The organism is Acidovorax sp. FW305-C-20-28, from assembly GCF_058783375.1.
On record NZ_JBYSYM010000026.1, the window covers coordinates 1 to 15,047 of the forward strand.

At 69.6% G+C, this 15,047-nt stretch carries 18 protein-coding genes; 4 read left to right on the plus strand and 14 right to left on the minus strand.

The window, feature by feature from the left end; translation table 11 throughout:
* Nucleotides 1-191: 191 nt before the first annotated feature.
* Both AC3WOH_RS25200 and AC3WOH_RS25205 read right to left on the minus strand, forming a co-directional pair.
* Nucleotides 192-665 (minus strand): hypothetical protein, encoded by a 474-nt coding sequence (locus tag AC3WOH_RS25200; protein ID WP_492232072.1) that lies wholly within the window; start codon nt 663-665, stop codon nt 192-194.
* 97 nt (nt 666-762) lie between these two features.
* Nucleotides 763-969, minus strand: a complete 207-nt coding sequence (locus tag AC3WOH_RS25205) for a hypothetical protein (RefSeq protein ID WP_492232073.1) — start codon at nt 967-969, stop codon at nt 763-765.
* A 228-nt stretch (nt 970-1,197) separates the two neighbouring features.
* Here AC3WOH_RS25205 and AC3WOH_RS25210 point away from each other — a divergent pair, with 228 nt between their 5' ends.
* Nucleotides 1,198-1,548, plus strand: coding sequence for a hypothetical protein (locus AC3WOH_RS25210; RefSeq protein WP_492232074.1), 351 nt, complete (start codon nt 1,198-1,200; stop codon nt 1,546-1,548).
* Between the two features lie 278 nt (nt 1,549-1,826).
* On the opposite strand, the gene AC3WOH_RS25215 is transcribed toward AC3WOH_RS25210, so the two are convergent.
* Together AC3WOH_RS25215 and AC3WOH_RS25220 are read right to left on the minus strand one after the other, a co-directional pair.
* Nucleotides 1,827-2,624 (minus strand): hypothetical protein, encoded by a 798-nt coding sequence (locus AC3WOH_RS25215; RefSeq protein ID WP_492232075.1) that lies wholly within the window; start codon nt 2,622-2,624, stop codon nt 1,827-1,829.
* 144 nt (nt 2,625-2,768) lie between these two features.
* Entirely contained in the window at nt 2,769-2,978 is a 210-nt protein-coding gene (locus AC3WOH_RS25220; RefSeq protein WP_492232076.1) for a hypothetical protein, read from the minus strand.
* 571 nt (nt 2,979-3,549) lie between these two features.
* Here AC3WOH_RS25220 and AC3WOH_RS25225 point away from each other — a divergent pair.
* Entirely contained in the window at nt 3,550-3,762 is a 213-nt protein-coding gene (locus tag AC3WOH_RS25225) for a hypothetical protein (protein ID WP_492232077.1), read from the plus strand.
* Nucleotides 3,763-3,774: 12 nt separating this feature from the next.
* Here the strand turns inward: AC3WOH_RS25225 and AC3WOH_RS25230 are convergent, their stop codons facing one another.
* The 7 genes from AC3WOH_RS25230 to AC3WOH_RS25260 all read right to left on the minus strand — a co-directional run bounded on the left by AC3WOH_RS25230 (nt 3,775) and on the right by AC3WOH_RS25260 (nt 10,929).
* Nucleotides 3,775-6,582: a PAS domain-containing protein gene (locus tag AC3WOH_RS25230; protein WP_492232078.1), complete on the minus strand. Its 2,808-nt coding sequence runs from the start codon at nt 6,580-6,582 to the stop codon at nt 3,775-3,777.
* Between the two features lie 120 nt (nt 6,583-6,702).
* A complete protein-coding gene (locus AC3WOH_RS25235; protein ID WP_492232079.1) occupies nt 6,703-7,377 on the minus strand; it encodes a hypothetical protein in 675 nt (224 codons plus the stop codon).
* Between the two features lie 70 nt (nt 7,378-7,447).
* On the minus strand, nt 7,448-7,939 hold the full coding sequence (locus tag AC3WOH_RS25240) for a MerR family transcriptional regulator (RefSeq protein WP_492232080.1): 492 nt from the start codon (nt 7,937-7,939) through the stop codon (nt 7,448-7,450).
* Nucleotides 7,936-8,346: a nuclear transport factor 2 family protein gene (locus AC3WOH_RS25245; protein ID WP_492232081.1), complete on the minus strand. Its 411-nt coding sequence runs from the start codon at nt 8,344-8,346 to the stop codon at nt 7,936-7,938. The genes AC3WOH_RS25240 and AC3WOH_RS25245 overlap by 4 nt, the downstream gene beginning before the upstream one ends.
* 68 nt (nt 8,347-8,414) lie before the next feature.
* Nucleotides 8,415-9,359, minus strand: coding sequence for a hypothetical protein (locus AC3WOH_RS25250; protein ID WP_492232082.1), 945 nt, complete (start codon nt 9,357-9,359; stop codon nt 8,415-8,417).
* Between the two features lie 9 nt (nt 9,360-9,368).
* Nucleotides 9,369-10,529 (minus strand): oxidoreductase, encoded by a 1,161-nt coding sequence (locus tag AC3WOH_RS25255; protein WP_492232083.1) that lies wholly within the window; start codon nt 10,527-10,529, stop codon nt 9,369-9,371.
* A gap of 1 nt (nt 10,530) precedes the next feature.
* Complete coding sequence (locus AC3WOH_RS25260) at nt 10,531-10,929, minus strand: RidA family protein (RefSeq protein ID WP_492232084.1); 399 nt, start codon at nt 10,927-10,929, stop codon at nt 10,531-10,533.
* A 148-nt stretch (nt 10,930-11,077) separates the two neighbouring features.
* Between AC3WOH_RS25260 and AC3WOH_RS25265 the strand changes: the two genes are divergently transcribed.
* Together AC3WOH_RS25265 and AC3WOH_RS25270 are read left to right on the plus strand one after the other, a co-directional pair.
* Entirely contained in the window at nt 11,078-11,965 is an 888-nt protein-coding gene (locus AC3WOH_RS25265) for a LysR substrate-binding domain-containing protein (protein ID WP_492232085.1), read from the plus strand.
* An 82-nt stretch (nt 11,966-12,047) separates the two neighbouring features.
* The gene (locus AC3WOH_RS25270) at nt 12,048-12,404 is read left to right on the plus strand and encodes a hypothetical protein (RefSeq protein ID WP_492232086.1); all 357 of its coding nucleotides are present in this window, start codon (nt 12,048-12,050) and stop codon (nt 12,402-12,404) included.
* On the opposite strand, the gene AC3WOH_RS25275 is transcribed toward AC3WOH_RS25270, so the two are convergent.
* From AC3WOH_RS25275 to AC3WOH_RS25285, 3 genes are all read right to left on the minus strand, one after another.
* Nucleotides 12,382-12,765, minus strand: coding sequence for a tetratricopeptide repeat protein (locus tag AC3WOH_RS25275; protein ID WP_492232087.1), 384 nt, complete (start codon nt 12,763-12,765; stop codon nt 12,382-12,384). The two genes, AC3WOH_RS25270 and AC3WOH_RS25275, sit on opposite strands and share 23 nt — an antisense overlap.
* An 82-nt stretch (nt 12,766-12,847) precedes the next feature.
* On the minus strand, nt 12,848-13,198 hold the full coding sequence (locus AC3WOH_RS25280; protein WP_492232088.1) for a hypothetical protein: 351 nt from the start codon (nt 13,196-13,198) through the stop codon (nt 12,848-12,850).
* Between the two features lie 224 nt (nt 13,199-13,422).
* Nucleotides 13,423-14,775 (minus strand): MATE family efflux transporter, encoded by a 1,353-nt coding sequence (locus AC3WOH_RS25285; RefSeq protein WP_492232089.1) that lies wholly within the window; start codon nt 14,773-14,775, stop codon nt 13,423-13,425.
* Nucleotides 14,776-15,047: the final 272 nt, after the last annotated feature.

Genomic DNA, 15,047 nt, shown 5'->3' on the forward strand with positions numbered 1-15,047 from the left:
GGGGTCGCCTTTCTTTGGGGTACTTTTCTTTGGCGAAGCAAAGAACAAGTACCTCGGCCGCCGGGCCGAGACCCGGCTCCCGCCCTCAGCAAAGGCATGCGATCAAAACAGCCGCGCCGCTAAGCGCACATTTCGGCTCCCGCACTCAGCAGAGGCATGAAGTCAAAACAGCCGCTTCACCGCCCAGCCCGTCACTCACTCTCAAAGCTCAACTCGTGCCGTGCCCCCAAGGGCACAGGGCCCGACCCCTCGTCATCGTCGTACTGCGGCGGCGGCACGGCGCTGGCCAGCAGGCGCGGCTCCAGGCACATCTGCAGGTACAGGTGGTCGCGCAGCACAGCCCTGCCGGGGCCGAACTCCAGGGGCGGGGGGCGCTCGTCGCCCGGCTCGAAGAGCACGTCGATCTCGACCTTGGCGCCCCGGGGCGGGTTCAAGAACTCCTGCGCGGCGGCGATGGCCTCGATCCAGACGAAGGCGCCCGCGATCTCGGCGGTGGCGAAGGCCGAGGAGGGCAGGTTGAGGCCCGAGTGCACCATGGAGTAGTCGTGCCAGGCCATGTAGGGGTTCACATGCGCAGCCAGGCAGATCTCGAGCGCGGCCTGCTCTGCCTGCGCAGCCTTGTCTTCGCTGTCGGCATCCTCGGGGTAGGCAAGCACTAGTCGCATGGGCTGCTCCAGGTCATCAAAACATCCTAACGTCCACCCCCGCGTTGATCAATCAATCAATTGCCACGGGCACCGGCGGTGGGCGCTGGCAGACCGGCTACGCCGGCCCGGGTGTGGGGTGTGGCCCCACGGGCTCGGGCGGCAGGGGGTTGCCGGGCCGGGGTTCGGGCACGGGGTCCACCGGCCCCATGGGATGGGGGTGGGTGGCACCGGGGCGCCCCCGCCACAGCAGCGGCAGCCACAGCACAAGAGGGTGCAGCACGGGCATGGGGGGCAGCGGCGGCAGCATGGCGGTGGCTTTCAAAGGAAGGCTGGGCAAGCAAGGCCAGCGGTTCCCATGATCGCGCTGGCGTGGCGCCTGCGCTGTCAGACAGACCCGCAATGTGCGATGCGAGGGGGCTGGCGGCCGAGCGGGCAGGGCTGAGCCCGGGTGCGCTGGCAAGGGGTGGGGTGGCTCGTTTCTTTTTGTGTAAAACGTTGCGAATTGCGTTGCGCAGCCCCACAATGGCCCGCTTGACCAGGGAGCCCTTTGATGCCGATGGAGTTCATGCTCGAACTGTCGCAGGGCGGTCTGCCCCGAACGGTGGACGACGCCCGGGGCATCGACTGCGTGCGTGTGCTGGCGGCGGCCCACCTGGTGCAGGCGGTTCTGCCCGAGGTGGGCAGTGCGCTGCAAAGCGCCCAGGTGCTGGCCATCACGGCCGAGGGGCGCGCGGCCTTGCGCAAGGCCTACCCGGAGCAGGACTTCCGCTTACTGAACCGCCCTGCCCATGGGGGCACGGTACCTGCCCCGTCGCTGTTCCCCCGCTGGCTGCCCACGCTGCAGGCAGGCGGCGGACGGGCTTCGCGCGAGGCGGACGACAGCGGGATTGCGCCGCTGTGAGAAGAGGAACAACCCGGGCCTGCCCAGGGCGTTGTCCGAAAGGGTGATGCCCCGGCCCGCGTGGCACTCGGCTGTGCGCTGGATGGAGGGTTCCGAGCGCTGCGCGCCTTGATTGGCACGGCGGGGTGGGGTTGCTGGCGTCGCCAGGCCTGTCGATGCGTGAGGCCTCCGGGCGACGGCGGTGCAGCGGCGTCATGCATGGGTGCATGGGCCCATTCATCCTTTCCTGGTGGACAACGCGGTGGACAGGCCCCGGTTGCAAACCATGGCAGTCGATATCATTCCTTGGCCTGGCCCGGGGCGGCGGTGTCGCTGCCCTGGAGGCCCTGCGCGCCCTGGCTGCCGGCCGGGGTGGCCTGCCCAGACGGCAGGTGGGCACCGCGCGGGTCGCCGAGGCCCTGGGGGCGGTGGCTGCGTGCGTTGCGCCAGGCGTTGAACTCTTCGGTGAATTTCTGGTAGCGCTCGGCGCGCCACAGGTCGTAGTCTTCGTCGAGCAGGCGCATCTGCTCTTCGCGCCAGGCCAGGTAGTCGGGGTCGTAGCGCCGCTGGCTGCCACGGTGGGGTGGGGCGCGGTCGTTGTGGCCGACGCCATCTGGCGGGCCATTCCATGCGTAGCCGCCGTCCGGCTGGCCGTTCGATAGGTAGGCGCCGTCCGGCCGGCCGTTCGATAGGTAGACGCCGTCCGGCCGGCCGTCGTGGCCATAGCCGTAGCTGCGGCCTGGGCGGCTGCCGGGGGGCGTGGCACCCTGCACCCCGCGGTCACCGGGGCGGTAGCGCTGCTCCGGCCTGTACGGGGCATGGGGGTCATGCGGCTCGTGGCCCCCAATGTCGGGGGCGCGCGTACCGTAGCCGTAACCGGCGCCGTAGCGCTCGCGCCCGGTGCCGGGCAGGGGCTCGGGGCCTTCCACCGCGCGCGGGCCGGGGTAAGCCTGGCCGCCGCGGCGTGCACGCAGGTTGTCCAGGGAGATGGAGTGGCTGGTGTGCAGGTCTTCGCCGCGGCCCAGGTCCGGGTGGTCGTTGTCGCGGCCCATGCCGTGGCGCGAAAAGCCGCTGTCATCGCTGTCTCGGTATCCCATTGTCTTGCTCCTTGGGGCGTGCGGCAGCGCCGGCGGGTGGTGGAGATGGTGGTGGGCGATGGAACTGCGGCCCGCAAGCCGCTGTGCGCGGGGGGCGCAAATGCGCGCCCCGGGTGCCGGACTGTGCGGGCCGCAGAAACCGGCTCAATGCTGGGTCTTGGATGACCGCTGGTTCGACGACGACTCACCCTGCTGGCGGCTGGCATCGCTGTGCTGCTGGCCTGGCTGGCCCTGTTGGCGGCTGCCCGAGCTGCCGGTGCTCTGCTCCTGCTGGCGCTCGCCCGATGGCTTGCGCTGCTGTGGGTTGTCGTCCTGGTTCGGGTGGTTACTGCCTTGAGGGTTGTTCTTGGGCATACCTGTTCTCCTGTAGGGTGAAGTGAAAACATTGCACACGACGACCGTGTGTGGGTCCATTCTTGGGCGCCGGAGTGGGGTGCCTTGTAGGCCTTGTCCTATGCGCCGGTCGGAAAAACGCCCACCCCGGTAAGCAGATGCACAGGCTGTATCCAGGGGGCATGGGGGTCCGCAAAATGTAAGCAGCGGCAAGAGGTTGCGGCATTTTCCGGGTCTGCCGGGGGTGCAAAAAGCTTGGGGTGCCGTCCTACAAACGCAGCCATCAGCGGGCCACTACCATGGCTGCGCCGTGAGGGGTGCTGTGGACCCCGGATCGGCGTCTCTCCCTCGTGACCATCGCGAGTTGGGCCCGCCGCCGAGCGGGCCCTTTTTTGGGGCGCCGGCGCGCTGCGCGGCCTGTTACAAATGGCTTACTTTTTGCGCTGGCTTTGTTGGACAAGCGGCCAGCAGGGTGTTGCTACCATGGGGTATCTGGGCATCGCTCAGAGCCGATCCAGGGACCCAGCCCCGTATGCCAATCTCGTCAGCCGTTTTCAGATTCACGCGCGATGGGCGCGAATCGCACAGCACCATGATCAGCGCGACCACCGATGCGATGAGCGTCGTGCTCGTCTGGCAGGCGCTGGGCGCGGGGCGCAGGCACGAGGTGCTGGACGACAGCGGCGAGGAGTTCCTGGTGGTGCGCCTGAGCTACCCGGCGGAGCAGGCCGAGCAGGCCATCAGCGACTTGGATGAGCAGTGCGACACCCACGGGGTGCTGCGTGAGGCGGTGTTGGGGGGCTGAGCTCGCGGCGGCCTACCGCGCCCCGTCCAGCATCTGCCGCACCCGGTGCACCAGGTGCGCCACGTCAAAGGGCTTGGTGAGGATGGCCATGCCTTCTTCCATGAGGCCATTGCCCACAGCGGCGTTTTCGGCGTAGCCGGTGATGAACAGCACCTGAAGGCCGGGGCGCACGCTGCGGCCGGCGTCGGCCACCTGGCGGCCATTGAGGCCGCCGGGCAGGCCCACATCGGTGACCAGCAGGTCGATGCGCTCGGGGCCTTGCAGCACGCGCAGGCCGGTGGGCCCGCTGTCGGCCAGCAGCACACGGTAGCCGGCCTCGGCCAGCACTTCGCTGACCAGCATGCGGATGGTCTCTTCGTCGTCGATCACCAGCACGGTCTCCCCAGCGCCGGGCGTGAGCGCGTCGGGCGCCGGGCCGGCATCGGGCTGGGCCGCTGCGCCCAGGTGGCGCGGCAGGTACAGGCCCATGGTGGTGCCTTGGCCCAGGGCCGATTGCACGCGCACCTGCCCGCCCGATTGGCGCACGAAACCGTACACCATGGACAGCCCGAGGCCCGTGCCCTGGCCCAGCGGCTTGGTGGTGAAGAAGGGGTCGAAGATGCGTGCGATGTGCTCGGGCGCCATGCCGGCGCCGCTGGCCGTCACGCTGAGCACCAGGTACTCGCCCGGGGGCAGTTCGCGCTCGCGGGCGGCGCGCTCGTCCAGGGTTTCGTTGGCAGTGGCGATGAGGAGGCGCCCGCCCTGGGGCATCATGGCGTCGCGCGCGTTGATGCACAGGTTGAGCAGTGCGTTCTCCAGCTGCGAGGGGTCGATGCGCGCGGCCCACAGGTCCGGCGCCGCCTGCACCTGCAAATCCACCGTGGGGCCCACGGTGCGGGCGATCAGGTCCTGCATGCCGGCCACCAGGCGGTACACGTCCACGGGGCGCGGGTCCAGCGTCTGGCGGCGCGAGAAAGCCAGCAGCCGCTGCGTGAGGCTGGCGGCGCTGCGCACCGAGCGCTCGCACATCTCGATGTAGCGCGGCAGGCCATCGGCCTTGCCCTTGGCCATCTGGATCTTCATCACCTGCAGGCTGCCGCTCATGGCGGCCAGCAGGTTGTTGAAGTCGTGCGCGATGCCGCCGGTGAGCTGGCCCACGGCTTCCATCTTCTGGGCCTGGCGCAGGGCGTCCTGCGCCTCCTCGAAGGCGGCCTGCTGGCGCAGCCGGTCGGTGATGTCGGTGCCGGTGGCAAAGGCGCCGATCTGTGTGCCATCGGCCGCGCGCAGCACCTCGAACTTGAGCTCGTACTGGCGCACGGCGATGGCGGGGTTGCCGAACTGGCCCTGCACGGTGAAGGACTCGCCGGCCATGGCGCGCTGCCACAGGGCCAGTGCTTCGTGCGCATCGGGGCCGGCGTTGGCCAGCAGCGCCGGCAGGCTGTCGCCCAGGGCCGGGCGCACGCCGTAGACGCGCTCGTACTCGTCCACGTTGGCCTGGTTGATGGCCAGGAAGCGGTAGTCCCGGTCCAGCACCTGGATGAAGGCGTCGGTGGTCTGCACGATGGTGGCCAGCACGTCGCGTTCGGCCGTGCGCTCGGCCAGGGCGGCGGCGTGGTCCTTCTCGTCCTGGATGTCGCGCGTGATGCAGTAGACCAGGCCGCCTTCGGGCACGGCCACCCACGAGAGCCAGCGCCAGCCGCCGGCCTTGGTGCGGTAGCGGTTCTCGAAACGCAGCACGGGCAGGCCGCGCTGGCTGGCATCCACCCAGGCGCGTTCGCTGGCGGCCAGGTCGTCAGGGTGCACCAGCACGCGAAAGCCCATGCGCTGCATCTCGTCCTCGGTCCAGCCCAGGGTGCGCTCCCAGGCGGGGTTGGCGGCTTCGAAATGGCCGGCGGCGTTGATCACGCACAGCAGCTCGGGGCTCACGGCCCAGGCGCGGCCGCGCGAGAGCGTGCGCTCGACCACCTGGCGCTCCAGGTCGGCGTTGAGCGTGCGCAGCCGGGCTTCGCTGGCCTGTGCGGCGGCCTGGGCCTGCACGCGCTCGGTCACGTCGTAGCCGCCCACGAAGACGCCGGTGATGGCGCCGCTGTCGTCGCGCGTGGCCTCGTACAGGATGTCGATGTGGCGCTCGTGCGCATCGCCGACCAGCTGCAGGGGCAGGGCGCGGGCCTGCAGAGGCTCGCCGGTGGCGAAGACCCGGTCGATCATCTCGAAGAAGCCCTGGCCCGCCAGTTCGGGGAACACGTCGCGCAGCCGGTTGCCGATGAAGTCGCGCTGGCCGGATATCCTGACCCAGGCGTCGTTCACGTAGTCGATGCGGTGCTCCGGCCCTGTGAGCACGCCCACGAAGCCAGGCATCTGCTGCAGCAGGCGCTGCTGGCGCACACGCTCGCTGCTGGCCTGGCGCTCGGCCAGCACCTTGTCGGTGGTCTCGACCACCGTGTCCAGCATGGCGACGATCTGCCCGTGCTCGTCGAACCAGGGGCTGTAGCAGAAGGTGAAGTAGGCATTTTCCAGCGTGCCGCTGCGGTCGATGGACAGCTCGAAGTCCTCGATGAAGGTGGACTCGCCCGCCAAGGCCTTTTCGGCAATGGGCTTGAGGCCATCGAAGGCCTCGACCCAGGTCACGCGCATCGGCTGGCCCAGGGCCTCGCCCTTGCCGCCCAGGATGGTCTGGTAGCCGTCGTTGTACAGCGCGATCAGGTCCGGCCCCCAGAACAGGCAGGAGGCGAAGTCCGAGCCCAGCATCATGTCCACCGCAATGCGCAGCGAGGCGGGCCACTGCGCGATGGGCCCCAGCGGCGTGGCAGCCCAGTCGAAGGCGCGTATGCGCTCCCCCATGAGGCCTCCGCCAGTGTGAAAAGCGGAGCTGCGGTGGGGGCGGGGATTCATCGGGCGGGCAGACAGGTGGTTACAACAAGGATAACCGGACACCCGCCCGTGGGTTTGTCAGCCAAACGCTCATTGAATCCAGTGGAAGGGAATGGTTTTCACGCCCTCGCCGTTCCACGCCGACACGGTGCCTGAGACCTCGCGCCCGGCCGGTGTGTCCTGGGCCTGGATCAGGCTCAGGTGGTAGTGGTAGCCATCGCCGTTGGCGGCGCGGGCTTCGCGGATGGCGCGCGCCGCCGCATCGGTGTGCTGCAGGGCGGTGCCCATGGCGGCCAGCAGCAGCGCGATGCCCACGCCCATGGCGATGGGCCAGCGCGTGCTGCGCACCTTGAGGCCGGCCGCGGCGATGGCGGCCCGCACGGGAGGCGCGCCTAGCTCGCGCGCCAGCCAGGCCATCAGCACCACGGTGAAGACCAGCAGCACGCCGCCGAGTGCGGCCAGCGCGGCATGGGCCCGGGCCATGGCCAGCGTGAGGCCCGGCGGCTGCAGCAGCGGCGAGACCAGCACCAGGGCGCCGAGCAGCGCCAGCATGGACACCGCCATGCGCCGCACGGTGGAGGCGGCACGCAGGCTGCCGCGCAAGAGGAAGACGCCGCCCAGCGCGGCAAAGATGTTGAAGCTGGCCACATAGGGGACATCGAGCGCCCGGCAGACCAGCCAGGCGGCGATGTCCACGCTGCCCACGATGAGCAGGGCCAGGCCGGTGCGGCGCAGGTGGGGGAGGTGGGAGGTGTCGGCGGGCATGGGCAGGGCGGTGGGGCTTGCAGGAGTCTACGTCGGCGCGCTGATTTCCCCTGGCCGATGCGCGAGCGCATCAGCCCCGGCTTGCACGGCGGCGCTTGGGCGCAGCCAGCGCTGCGGGCCTGGCCTGCTCGTGTGGCAACACCCGCGGCGGCTGGCCGGTGCCGATCCACTCGTCGTAGAAGGCAATCTTGCTGTCGATGAGCTCCAGCGCCTGCAGCCACTCGGCGATGGTGGCCTGGGCGCGCACGCGGTGCGCCAGCAGCAGGTCCTTGCGCTGGCGCAGGCTGGCGCGGCCCTGGCGCACCAGGTCGGTGTACTCGCGCATCTCGGCAACCGACATGCCGGTGCGGCGCAGCCGGTCCATCAGTTGCAGCCAGTCCAGGTGCCTGGCGTGGTAGACGCGCCGGCCTGCGGCATCGCGCGCGACGTTGGGCATCAGCCCCTGGGTTTCGTACCAGCGGATGGCATGCACGCTGTGGCCGCTCAATGCCGCCAGCTCGCCGATGCGCAACAGGCCGCCATGGCCTGGCCTGCGGCTGACCTGGCTGTCGCCGCCGCTCATGTGCCCGGCCTTGCAGGGGGCGCCAGCACGGCCTGGGCGAGCGCGGTGTCCATGTACTCGGTAAGCTCCTTGAGCTGGCCGCCTTCGAGCCGGCACACATAGCAGTACTGGTTGTGGTAGGGCTGGCCGGCCTTGGTGGTGACGCGGCCCTGGCATTCGATCACCACGTGGTCGCCTTCGGCGATGAAGCGCTGGGCGGTATTGGTGTAGCGGTCGGCGAACTGCGCCATGAGCGGCCCGAGCAGTTCTTCGCGAACCGCCTGCTTGCCGCGGTAGCTGCCGCGCCAGGGCCCTTCGCTCTTGAAGGTCCAGCAGAAATCGTCGGCCATGGCATCGACCAGCGGGCGGCCGTTGCCCTGTGCCAGTTCGGAAAAGATGGCTTGCATGAGTGCCTTGTTCGCTTGCATGTGGGGCTCCAGAAAGAAAAGAAAAAAGTGGTGGAGCCGTGATTGGGCGAGCTAGAGTGCACTCTATGTCAAGTGGCGCGATCGCGCTGCACCGCCGGTCGGCGTGCCGCCCGGCTGCAGTCGGCACCGTGGGGGTGGTCTGCCGAGTCCGGCCGGCGCAGGCGGCACATGCGGGCCTGCAGCGCAGCGAAGTCCTCGCGCGGGCCCAGTGCGTTCTGCACGAACTGGGCGATGGCCTGCCCCTCGCGCCGGGCCATGGCCTCGGCGGTTTCACCGTCCTGCTCGCTGGGGTCCGCAGGGTTCCAGACCGTCCACAGGGCGCCCAGGTCGCCATCGATGCGCAGCACGGCGTGGTGGAACTCGTCCTGGCGCCCGCCGTAGACCATGGCGTTGCACAGCAGCACGGCCTGACCGGCTTCGGTGGGCAGGGCCCGGGGCGGTGGCGTGCCTTCGCGGCAATCGGCCTGGCGGCCGGGGCCGGTGGTGCGCAGATGGCGCAGGTCCAGCAGGCGAAAGCGGTTGGCGGGCAGTGCCTGGCGGGTGGCGGCCCAGGGGTTGTCGCAGACAGCGCGTGCCCATTCACGGGTGAGCAGAGAGCACAGCGGCGGCTGGGTCGGGTAGGAATGGTCCCAGCCATAGGCGTCCACCACCACGGACAGGCTGTCCAGCGGCAGGGGCTGGCCGGGGGCGGCCGCGTCGCGCAGCAACTGCTGGCGCGCATCGGCCGCGCGCTGGCGGTCGCCCTGGCGGTCCAGTGAGAACGACATGCCCCGGCCCACATGCTCCGGCAGCGCCACCAGGGGCAGCACCAACGTGCGCTGTGCAATGGAGGCATGGATGTCGGTGGCCAGCAGGCGGGTGTCGACCGGGGCCCGCTCCCTGCCTGCGCGGGGCCCTTCACCGTCTTGACCGCAGGTGGCCAGCGCGGCCACCGCAAGGCACATCGCCCCGGCCAGTGCGGCAGCGCGCGCGAGGAAAGAAGCTGGGCGGGGAGTGCGGTCAGGGGTTGTCAAAGAGGGATCTCATACGGTGCTTTGCACGCAGTGTTGCGGCCCTGTGTGAGGTGACGATGAAGTCCGCAGCGCCTCCCGATGGCGGGCCGCGTTGGCCAGGTCCGCAATGGGGGCGAGCAGCTCGCGGTCGAAGCCGGCATGCCCTGCGCCGCTGCGCAGCCGGGCCGGCCAGTCGGCATGGGTGAGCGCGCCCCGGCCCAGCGTGATGCCGTCGGCCTCCTGCCGGGCCAGCAGGCCCTGGGCCTGCCCGGCTTCGTGCAGCGAGCCGTTGGCCAGCACCGGCAGCGCTGCATGCCGCCGCGCCAGCGCGGCCAGGCTGGGGCCCTGGTCGCCAAAGGCAGGGCGCCAGGCCTCGAACTCGGTGGTGTGCAGGTAGTCGATGGGTTGCGCGCCCAGGGTGCCGAAGATCTGCGCGGCGTCGGCTTCGCCGCCTTCCCACTGGTGCGAAAAGTCGTTGACCTTGCCTTGCGAGATGCGCACGCCGATGGCGAAGCCCGCGCCCGTCGATTGGCGAGCCGCCTGGATGACCTCGACCACCAGCCGCAGGCGTTTGGCCAGGCTGCCGCCGTAGCCATCGTCGCGCTGGTTGGTGTAGGTGGTCAGGAACTGGTCCAGTAGGTAGCCGTTGGCGCCGTGGATTTCAACCCCGTCGAAGCCGGCCTGCTGCGCGCGGCGCGCCGCCTGGGCAAAGCCGTCGATGGCCTCGGCAATGTCCGCGGGGGCCATCGCCTCGGGCATGCGGTAGGGCCCTTCGCCGCGGTAGAAGGCCATCTGCTGCCCCCTTGGCTGAACGGCCGAAGGCCCCTTGGCGGTGGCGCGGTGGGGGTTGCCCTGCGACAGCGCGCCCGCGTGCATCAGTTGGGCCACGATGCGGCCGCCGTGTGCATGCACCTGGTCCACCACGGGCCGCCAGGCATCGCGCTGCGCCGCATCGGCCAGGCCCGGCTGGAACAGGTAGCCCTGGGCGTGGGCGCGGTCGGTGTAGATGCCTTCGGTGATGACCAGGCCAAAGCCGCCGACGGCAAATTCTGCATAGTAGTCGGCCATGGCCGGGGTGGCATGGCCTTGCGCCGTGGCGCTGACGCGGGTCATCGGAGCCACGGCCAGGCGGTTGGGCAGCTCCAGGGCCGGGCCCAGGCGCAGGGGGGTGAACAGTGCATCGCTGGCCATGTCAGCGGCCCTCCGGCTGGCGAACGGCGGCGATGGCCTCGATCTCGATCATGGCGGCGGGGTCGTACAAGGCCTTGATCTCGGCAATGGTGTCGGCCGGGTAGGGGGCCGAGAAGAAGCGCCGGCGCAGCGCGACCACGTCGGCAAAGTGCCCCATGTCGGTGACGAAGATGGTGACCTTGATGACGTCCTTGAGGCTGGAGCCACCGGCCTCCAGCGCGCGGCGCAGGTTGGCAAAGGCCTGCTCGCCCTGGGCCAGAAAGCCGCCGGGCACGATCTGGCCGTCGTCGGCCGCACCGGCCTGGCCAGAGATGAACAGCAGATCGCCAAAGCGGATGCCCTGCGAGAGCAGGAAGGGTTCGTAGTTGTCGGGCTGGGTGGTGACGCGTTCGAGCTGCATGGTGAATATCCTTTCATTCATGGCCGGCCGGGGGGCAAGAGAGGTGGTGGCCGATCCGTGGTTTGAATGTAGGGATTGCAGGGCGTGGTGACAAAGGTTGATATGTCACCTGTAAGATGAGATGAATTCATTTATTGCCGGAACCGCCATGCAACGCCGCTCCCTTCCGCTTTCTGCGCTGCGCGCCTTCGAGGCCGCCGCGCGCCTGGGCAGCTTCAAGGCCGCGGCCGAGGAACTGGCCGTGACGCCCACGGCCGTGAGCCACCAGATCCGCGCGCTGGAGGCGCAGGTGGGCCTGGTGCTGTTCGAGCGCCAGGTGCGCAAGGTGCTGCTGACCGAGACCGGTGCCCAGCTCTACCCGGTGCTGCGCGATGGCTTCGATGCGTTTGCGGCCACGCTGGCGCGGCTGACGCAGCAGCGCACGCGGGCGCAGGTGGGCATCTCGGCGACGAACGCCTTCACCGTGAAATGGCTGGTGCCGCGCATGGCCGATTTTCGGCAGCGGCACCCTGGCATCGACCTGCAGCTGCAGGCCAGCGACGAGGTGGTCGACCTGCGCTCCAGCGCCGTCGACATCGCCGTGCGCTATGGCCGGGGACCTTACCCGGGGCTGGTGACCGAGCCTTTGTTCACCGACCGCTTTGCCCCCGTGGCCAACCCGCGCCTGGGCATCGCCTCGCCGCAGGACCTGGCCCGCGTGCCCTGGATCCGCTTCGACTGGCGGCGCCCCCACCCCGAGAACCCGACCTGGGAGCGTTGGTTCGCACGGGCGCGGCGGCGCCCGCCCGCGCAGGCGGGCCAATTGCGCTTTTCAGACGAGGGGCATGCCATACAGGCGGCCGTGGCGGGCCATGGCATCGCGCTGGTCAGCCTGGCGCTGGTGGCCGAGGAACTGCGGGCCGGCCACCTGGTGCAGCCCTTCGGCCCCGTCATCGAGGGCCATACCTACCACCTGGCCATGCATGCCGACCGGCCGCCTTCGGCCGCCGTGCAGGCGGTGGCGCAGTGGCTGCGCATGCAGGCGGTGGGAGGGTAGAACGGGCAGGGGCGTGCTCGGCTACCATTGCAGGCAAGGCCCTGTGGCCCATCTCTCACAACCGTTTCCATTCCACCCCGACATGCTCGCTGCCCTCTACTACGCGCTGATGCTGGCGCTTGGCTACGCCGTGTACCGCTACGGCCAGAAGCTGCTGGCCCAGGGCTTGCGCGACGAGAGTGGCGAGATCGCCAAACCGCCGCTGGGGCCGGTGGGCTTCGTGGTGTGTGCCGGCATTGCCTGCTTTCTGGGCTTTGGCCTGCTGCGTGCGTTGGTCCAGGGGCAGATCGAATGTGTCGGCAAGGGTTGCAAAGGGCAGATCTATACGCTGGCAGAACAGGCGGGCCAGTACTGGGGCAATGTGTTCTTCCTCGCGTGGATGGTGCTGTTCCTGGCGTACGCGCTGTACGTGTCGTTCAGGATCTGGTCGCGGGGCTGATGACCGCTGTTGCGCCCTGCAGGCGGCGCAGAAAGACCTGCATCTCCTTGAAGGCCTGCTTGTCGCCTTTGCGCTCGGCCACGGCCAGGCCCTGGGTCCAGGCCTGCTGTGCGGCCCTGGTGTGGCCGCCCGCTGCATGGGCCTTGCCCAGCAGCTTCCACGCGGCCGAGTAGTCGGGGTCGCGTTGCAGCGACTGCTCCAGATGGGTGATGGCTGTGGCGGGCTCGTTCATCTGGAGGTAGTGGGCGCCCAGCGTGAAGCGCAGCAGGGCGTTGTCCACGCCGCGCTGGAGCAGGGATTCGAGTGCCTGGATGTCCATGGGTGCCGGGCCCGGCAGGGCCTGAGGGGTTGCGTTGCCCATGGTTGTAAAACATCAACCGCACTTGAGGTCAAGCGCCGGCGTGGCTGCCCCGTTCACCCGGCACAGGGCAGCTCAGCTCGGTTCAGTTCTGCGCGGCATGGCGCCGAGGGTGGATCAAGCTTGCGAACACGGCGTACTGCACGATGCCCAGGGTGACCCAGGCGCTCCAGCGGGGTGCCCCCAAACCGAGCAGCAGGTAGGCGGCGCAGACGGCGATCACGCCGCTCTGGAGGATATAGGCCAGCAGCTGACCCAGGTCGGGTCCGTCCTTCTTCTTGCCCCAGAAGTAGGCAAAAATCACCGGCAGGGGCAGAAGGATCAGCACCGCCAGGCCAGCGCCGTGGCAATCCCCACGGCAGCGGTCGCCGGCATGGGCAACGGACCCCACAAGGTTCCAGAGAATGAAGGCGAAGGTCAGGGCGTGGCGGCGCACGGTGGTGGCTCCGGTGGGGGATCGGTTGGGTCTTTGGGCGAAGAAGGTGGGCGTGGTTGGCCGCTGTGCGACCTGTGCCATTGTCAGCCGGGCAACCCCGCTGCGGTGCCCGTTGAAACACCAGGGAAGCACCGCACTTTTGCCCCCTGCGGGGGGAACTTTGTGGCCGCCTTCCCACTGCCATCCCTCTGGCTGGCGCAGGACATCCACGCGCGCTTGTCTGGTTACACCAGCCGCGTGATCGGCCGGTTGCGCCACACGGCGTAAAAGTAGCTCGCCTGCAACACCAGGGCGCACAGGTAGGTGAGCGGGTAGCTCGCCCAGATGCCCTGCAGTCCCCACAGCGTTTGCAGCGCATGGCCCAGCGGCACCAGCAGAAAGGCCAGGCACGACAGCGAGATGGTGGTGGGCACCCGCACCGTGCCTGCGGAACGCATGACCCCGGTGAACACGCTGGCCATACCGAAGGCCAGGCTGCCCCACACGGTGATACGCAGCACCGTGGCGGCCAGGCCCACCACGGCCGGGTCGCTGGTGAACAGGCGGGTTGCCAGCGGCGAGGCGATGGCCACGATGAGGGCCAGCCCGCCCGTGAGCGCCAGGTTCATCCACAGCCCCACGCGCGTCACGCGGCGCAGCTCCTCGTGGTTGCCCGCGCCAATCGCCTGCGCTGCAAACACCGAGGCCGCGATGGCGATCGACATGGCCGGCAGCTGCACATAGGCCATCACCTGGTTCACCGAGCCCCAGGCCGCCGTGGCCTGCCAGCCGTAGCCGTTGACCAGGCGCAGCAGCATCACATCGGCCAGCGAGCTGGTGATGAAGAACAGCCCCGTGGGCACACCCAGCCGCACCACGGTGCCGAGCAGGGGCGCGTCCCAGCGCAGGTGGGGGCGCAGGTGCTTGAAGGCCAGCAGGTGGTCCTTGCGGTGCAGGTGCCACGCCAGCCAGGCGACGGCCACGGCATTGCCGATCAAACTCGCCCAGCCTGCACTGGCCGTGCCCAGCCGCGGCAGGCCGAGCCAGCCCAGGATGAAGGCCGGCGTGAGCAGCATCCACAACCCCGAGGCCAGCACCAGCACGCGCAGCGGCGTGGCCGTGTCGCCCAGGCCGCGCAGCAGCGCCGCGGCCAACTGGTGCGCAAACAGCACCGGCATGGCCACGAAGAGCACGCGCGCATAGGCTATCGCGTCGGGCAGCACATCCTCGGCCGTGCCCAGCAGGCGCAGCAGCTCGCCAATCACCGCCGCACCCAGCACGGCCACGGTGCAACCCAGCGCCACCCCGCCCACCAGCATGGCCCCGGCCACGCGGCGCACCTTGTCCGGGTCGCGCGCGCCCCAGGCCTGCCCGACCAGCACGGAAGAGCCCGCGCCCAAGCCGATCACGAAGGCGATGCAGCACATGAACAGCGGAAAAAAGCTGACCGCCGCGGCCAGCGCACGCGCGCCGAGCAACTGCCCCAGGCAGATGGTGACCACGGTGCCGCCCAGGGCCTGCAGCAGGTTGGTGGCGACCAGCGGGGCGAGAAAGCGCAGGAAGCGGCGGGGGAGCGGGGCGTTGTTGTCTGGCGGCATGGGAGGGCCATGGTAGGCGGCGTGGCTGCGGGCCGGCAAGTGCTGGTTGGCGCTTGTTGGCGCTTGTTGGCGCGGGAATGCAACAGGCCCATCGTGGCGCTGTCAAAACATGCGCAGAGCGGCATTTCCGAGGTCTTGGTGGATCACCGCCCGGGGGCGCCCTGCTGGTATAAATCAGCCAGCATGCCCAACAGCAGCCCTCAAGGGCTACCCCCTGCCGATGCCCGGTCGCCGCACCGACCTGGACTTCACCGCACCCAATTTTTGCCTGC

Excerpts from the sequence above, each read along its gene's own strand:
- AC3WOH_RS25200 (WP_492232072.1), bottom strand. The coding sequence starts at position 665 with ATGCGACTAGTGCTTGCCTACCCCGAGGATGCCGACAGCGAAGACAAG.
- AC3WOH_RS25210 (WP_492232074.1), top strand. The coding sequence starts at position 1,198 with ATGCCGATGGAGTTCATGCTCGAACTGTCGCAGGGCGGTCTGCCCCGA.
- AC3WOH_RS25215 (WP_492232075.1), bottom strand. The coding sequence starts at position 2,624 with ATGGGATACCGAGACAGCGATGACAGCGGCTTTTCGCGCCACGGCATG.
- AC3WOH_RS25220 (WP_492232076.1), bottom strand. The coding sequence starts at position 2,978 with ATGCCCAAGAACAACCCTCAAGGCAGTAACCACCCGAACCAGGACGAC.
- AC3WOH_RS25225 (WP_492232077.1), top strand. The coding sequence starts at position 3,550 with ATGATCAGCGCGACCACCGATGCGATGAGCGTCGTGCTCGTCTGGCAG.
- AC3WOH_RS25230 (WP_492232078.1), bottom strand. The coding sequence starts at position 6,582 with ATGGGGGAGCGCATACGCGCCTTCGACTGGGCTGCCACGCCGCTGGGG.
- AC3WOH_RS25235 (WP_492232079.1), bottom strand. The coding sequence starts at position 7,377 with ATGCCCGCCGACACCTCCCACCTCCCCCACCTGCGCCGCACCGGCCTG.
- AC3WOH_RS25240 (WP_492232080.1), bottom strand. The coding sequence starts at position 7,939 with ATGAGCGGCGGCGACAGCCAGGTCAGCCGCAGGCCAGGCCATGGCGGC.
- AC3WOH_RS25245 (WP_492232081.1), bottom strand. The coding sequence starts at position 8,346 with ATGCAAGCGAACAAGGCACTCATGCAAGCCATCTTTTCCGAACTGGCA.
- AC3WOH_RS25255 (WP_492232083.1), bottom strand. The coding sequence starts at position 10,529 with ATGGCCAGCGATGCACTGTTCACCCCCCTGCGCCTGGGCCCGGCCCTG.
- AC3WOH_RS25260 (WP_492232084.1), bottom strand. The coding sequence starts at position 10,929 with ATGCAGCTCGAACGCGTCACCACCCAGCCCGACAACTACGAACCCTTC.
- AC3WOH_RS25265 (WP_492232085.1), top strand. The coding sequence starts at position 11,078 with ATGCAACGCCGCTCCCTTCCGCTTTCTGCGCTGCGCGCCTTCGAGGCC.
- AC3WOH_RS25270 (WP_492232086.1), top strand. The coding sequence starts at position 12,048 with ATGCTCGCTGCCCTCTACTACGCGCTGATGCTGGCGCTTGGCTACGCC.
- AC3WOH_RS25275 (WP_492232087.1), bottom strand. The coding sequence starts at position 12,765 with ATGGGCAACGCAACCCCTCAGGCCCTGCCGGGCCCGGCACCCATGGAC.
- AC3WOH_RS25285 (WP_492232089.1), bottom strand. The coding sequence starts at position 14,775 with ATGCCGCCAGACAACAACGCCCCGCTCCCCCGCCGCTTCCTGCGCTTT.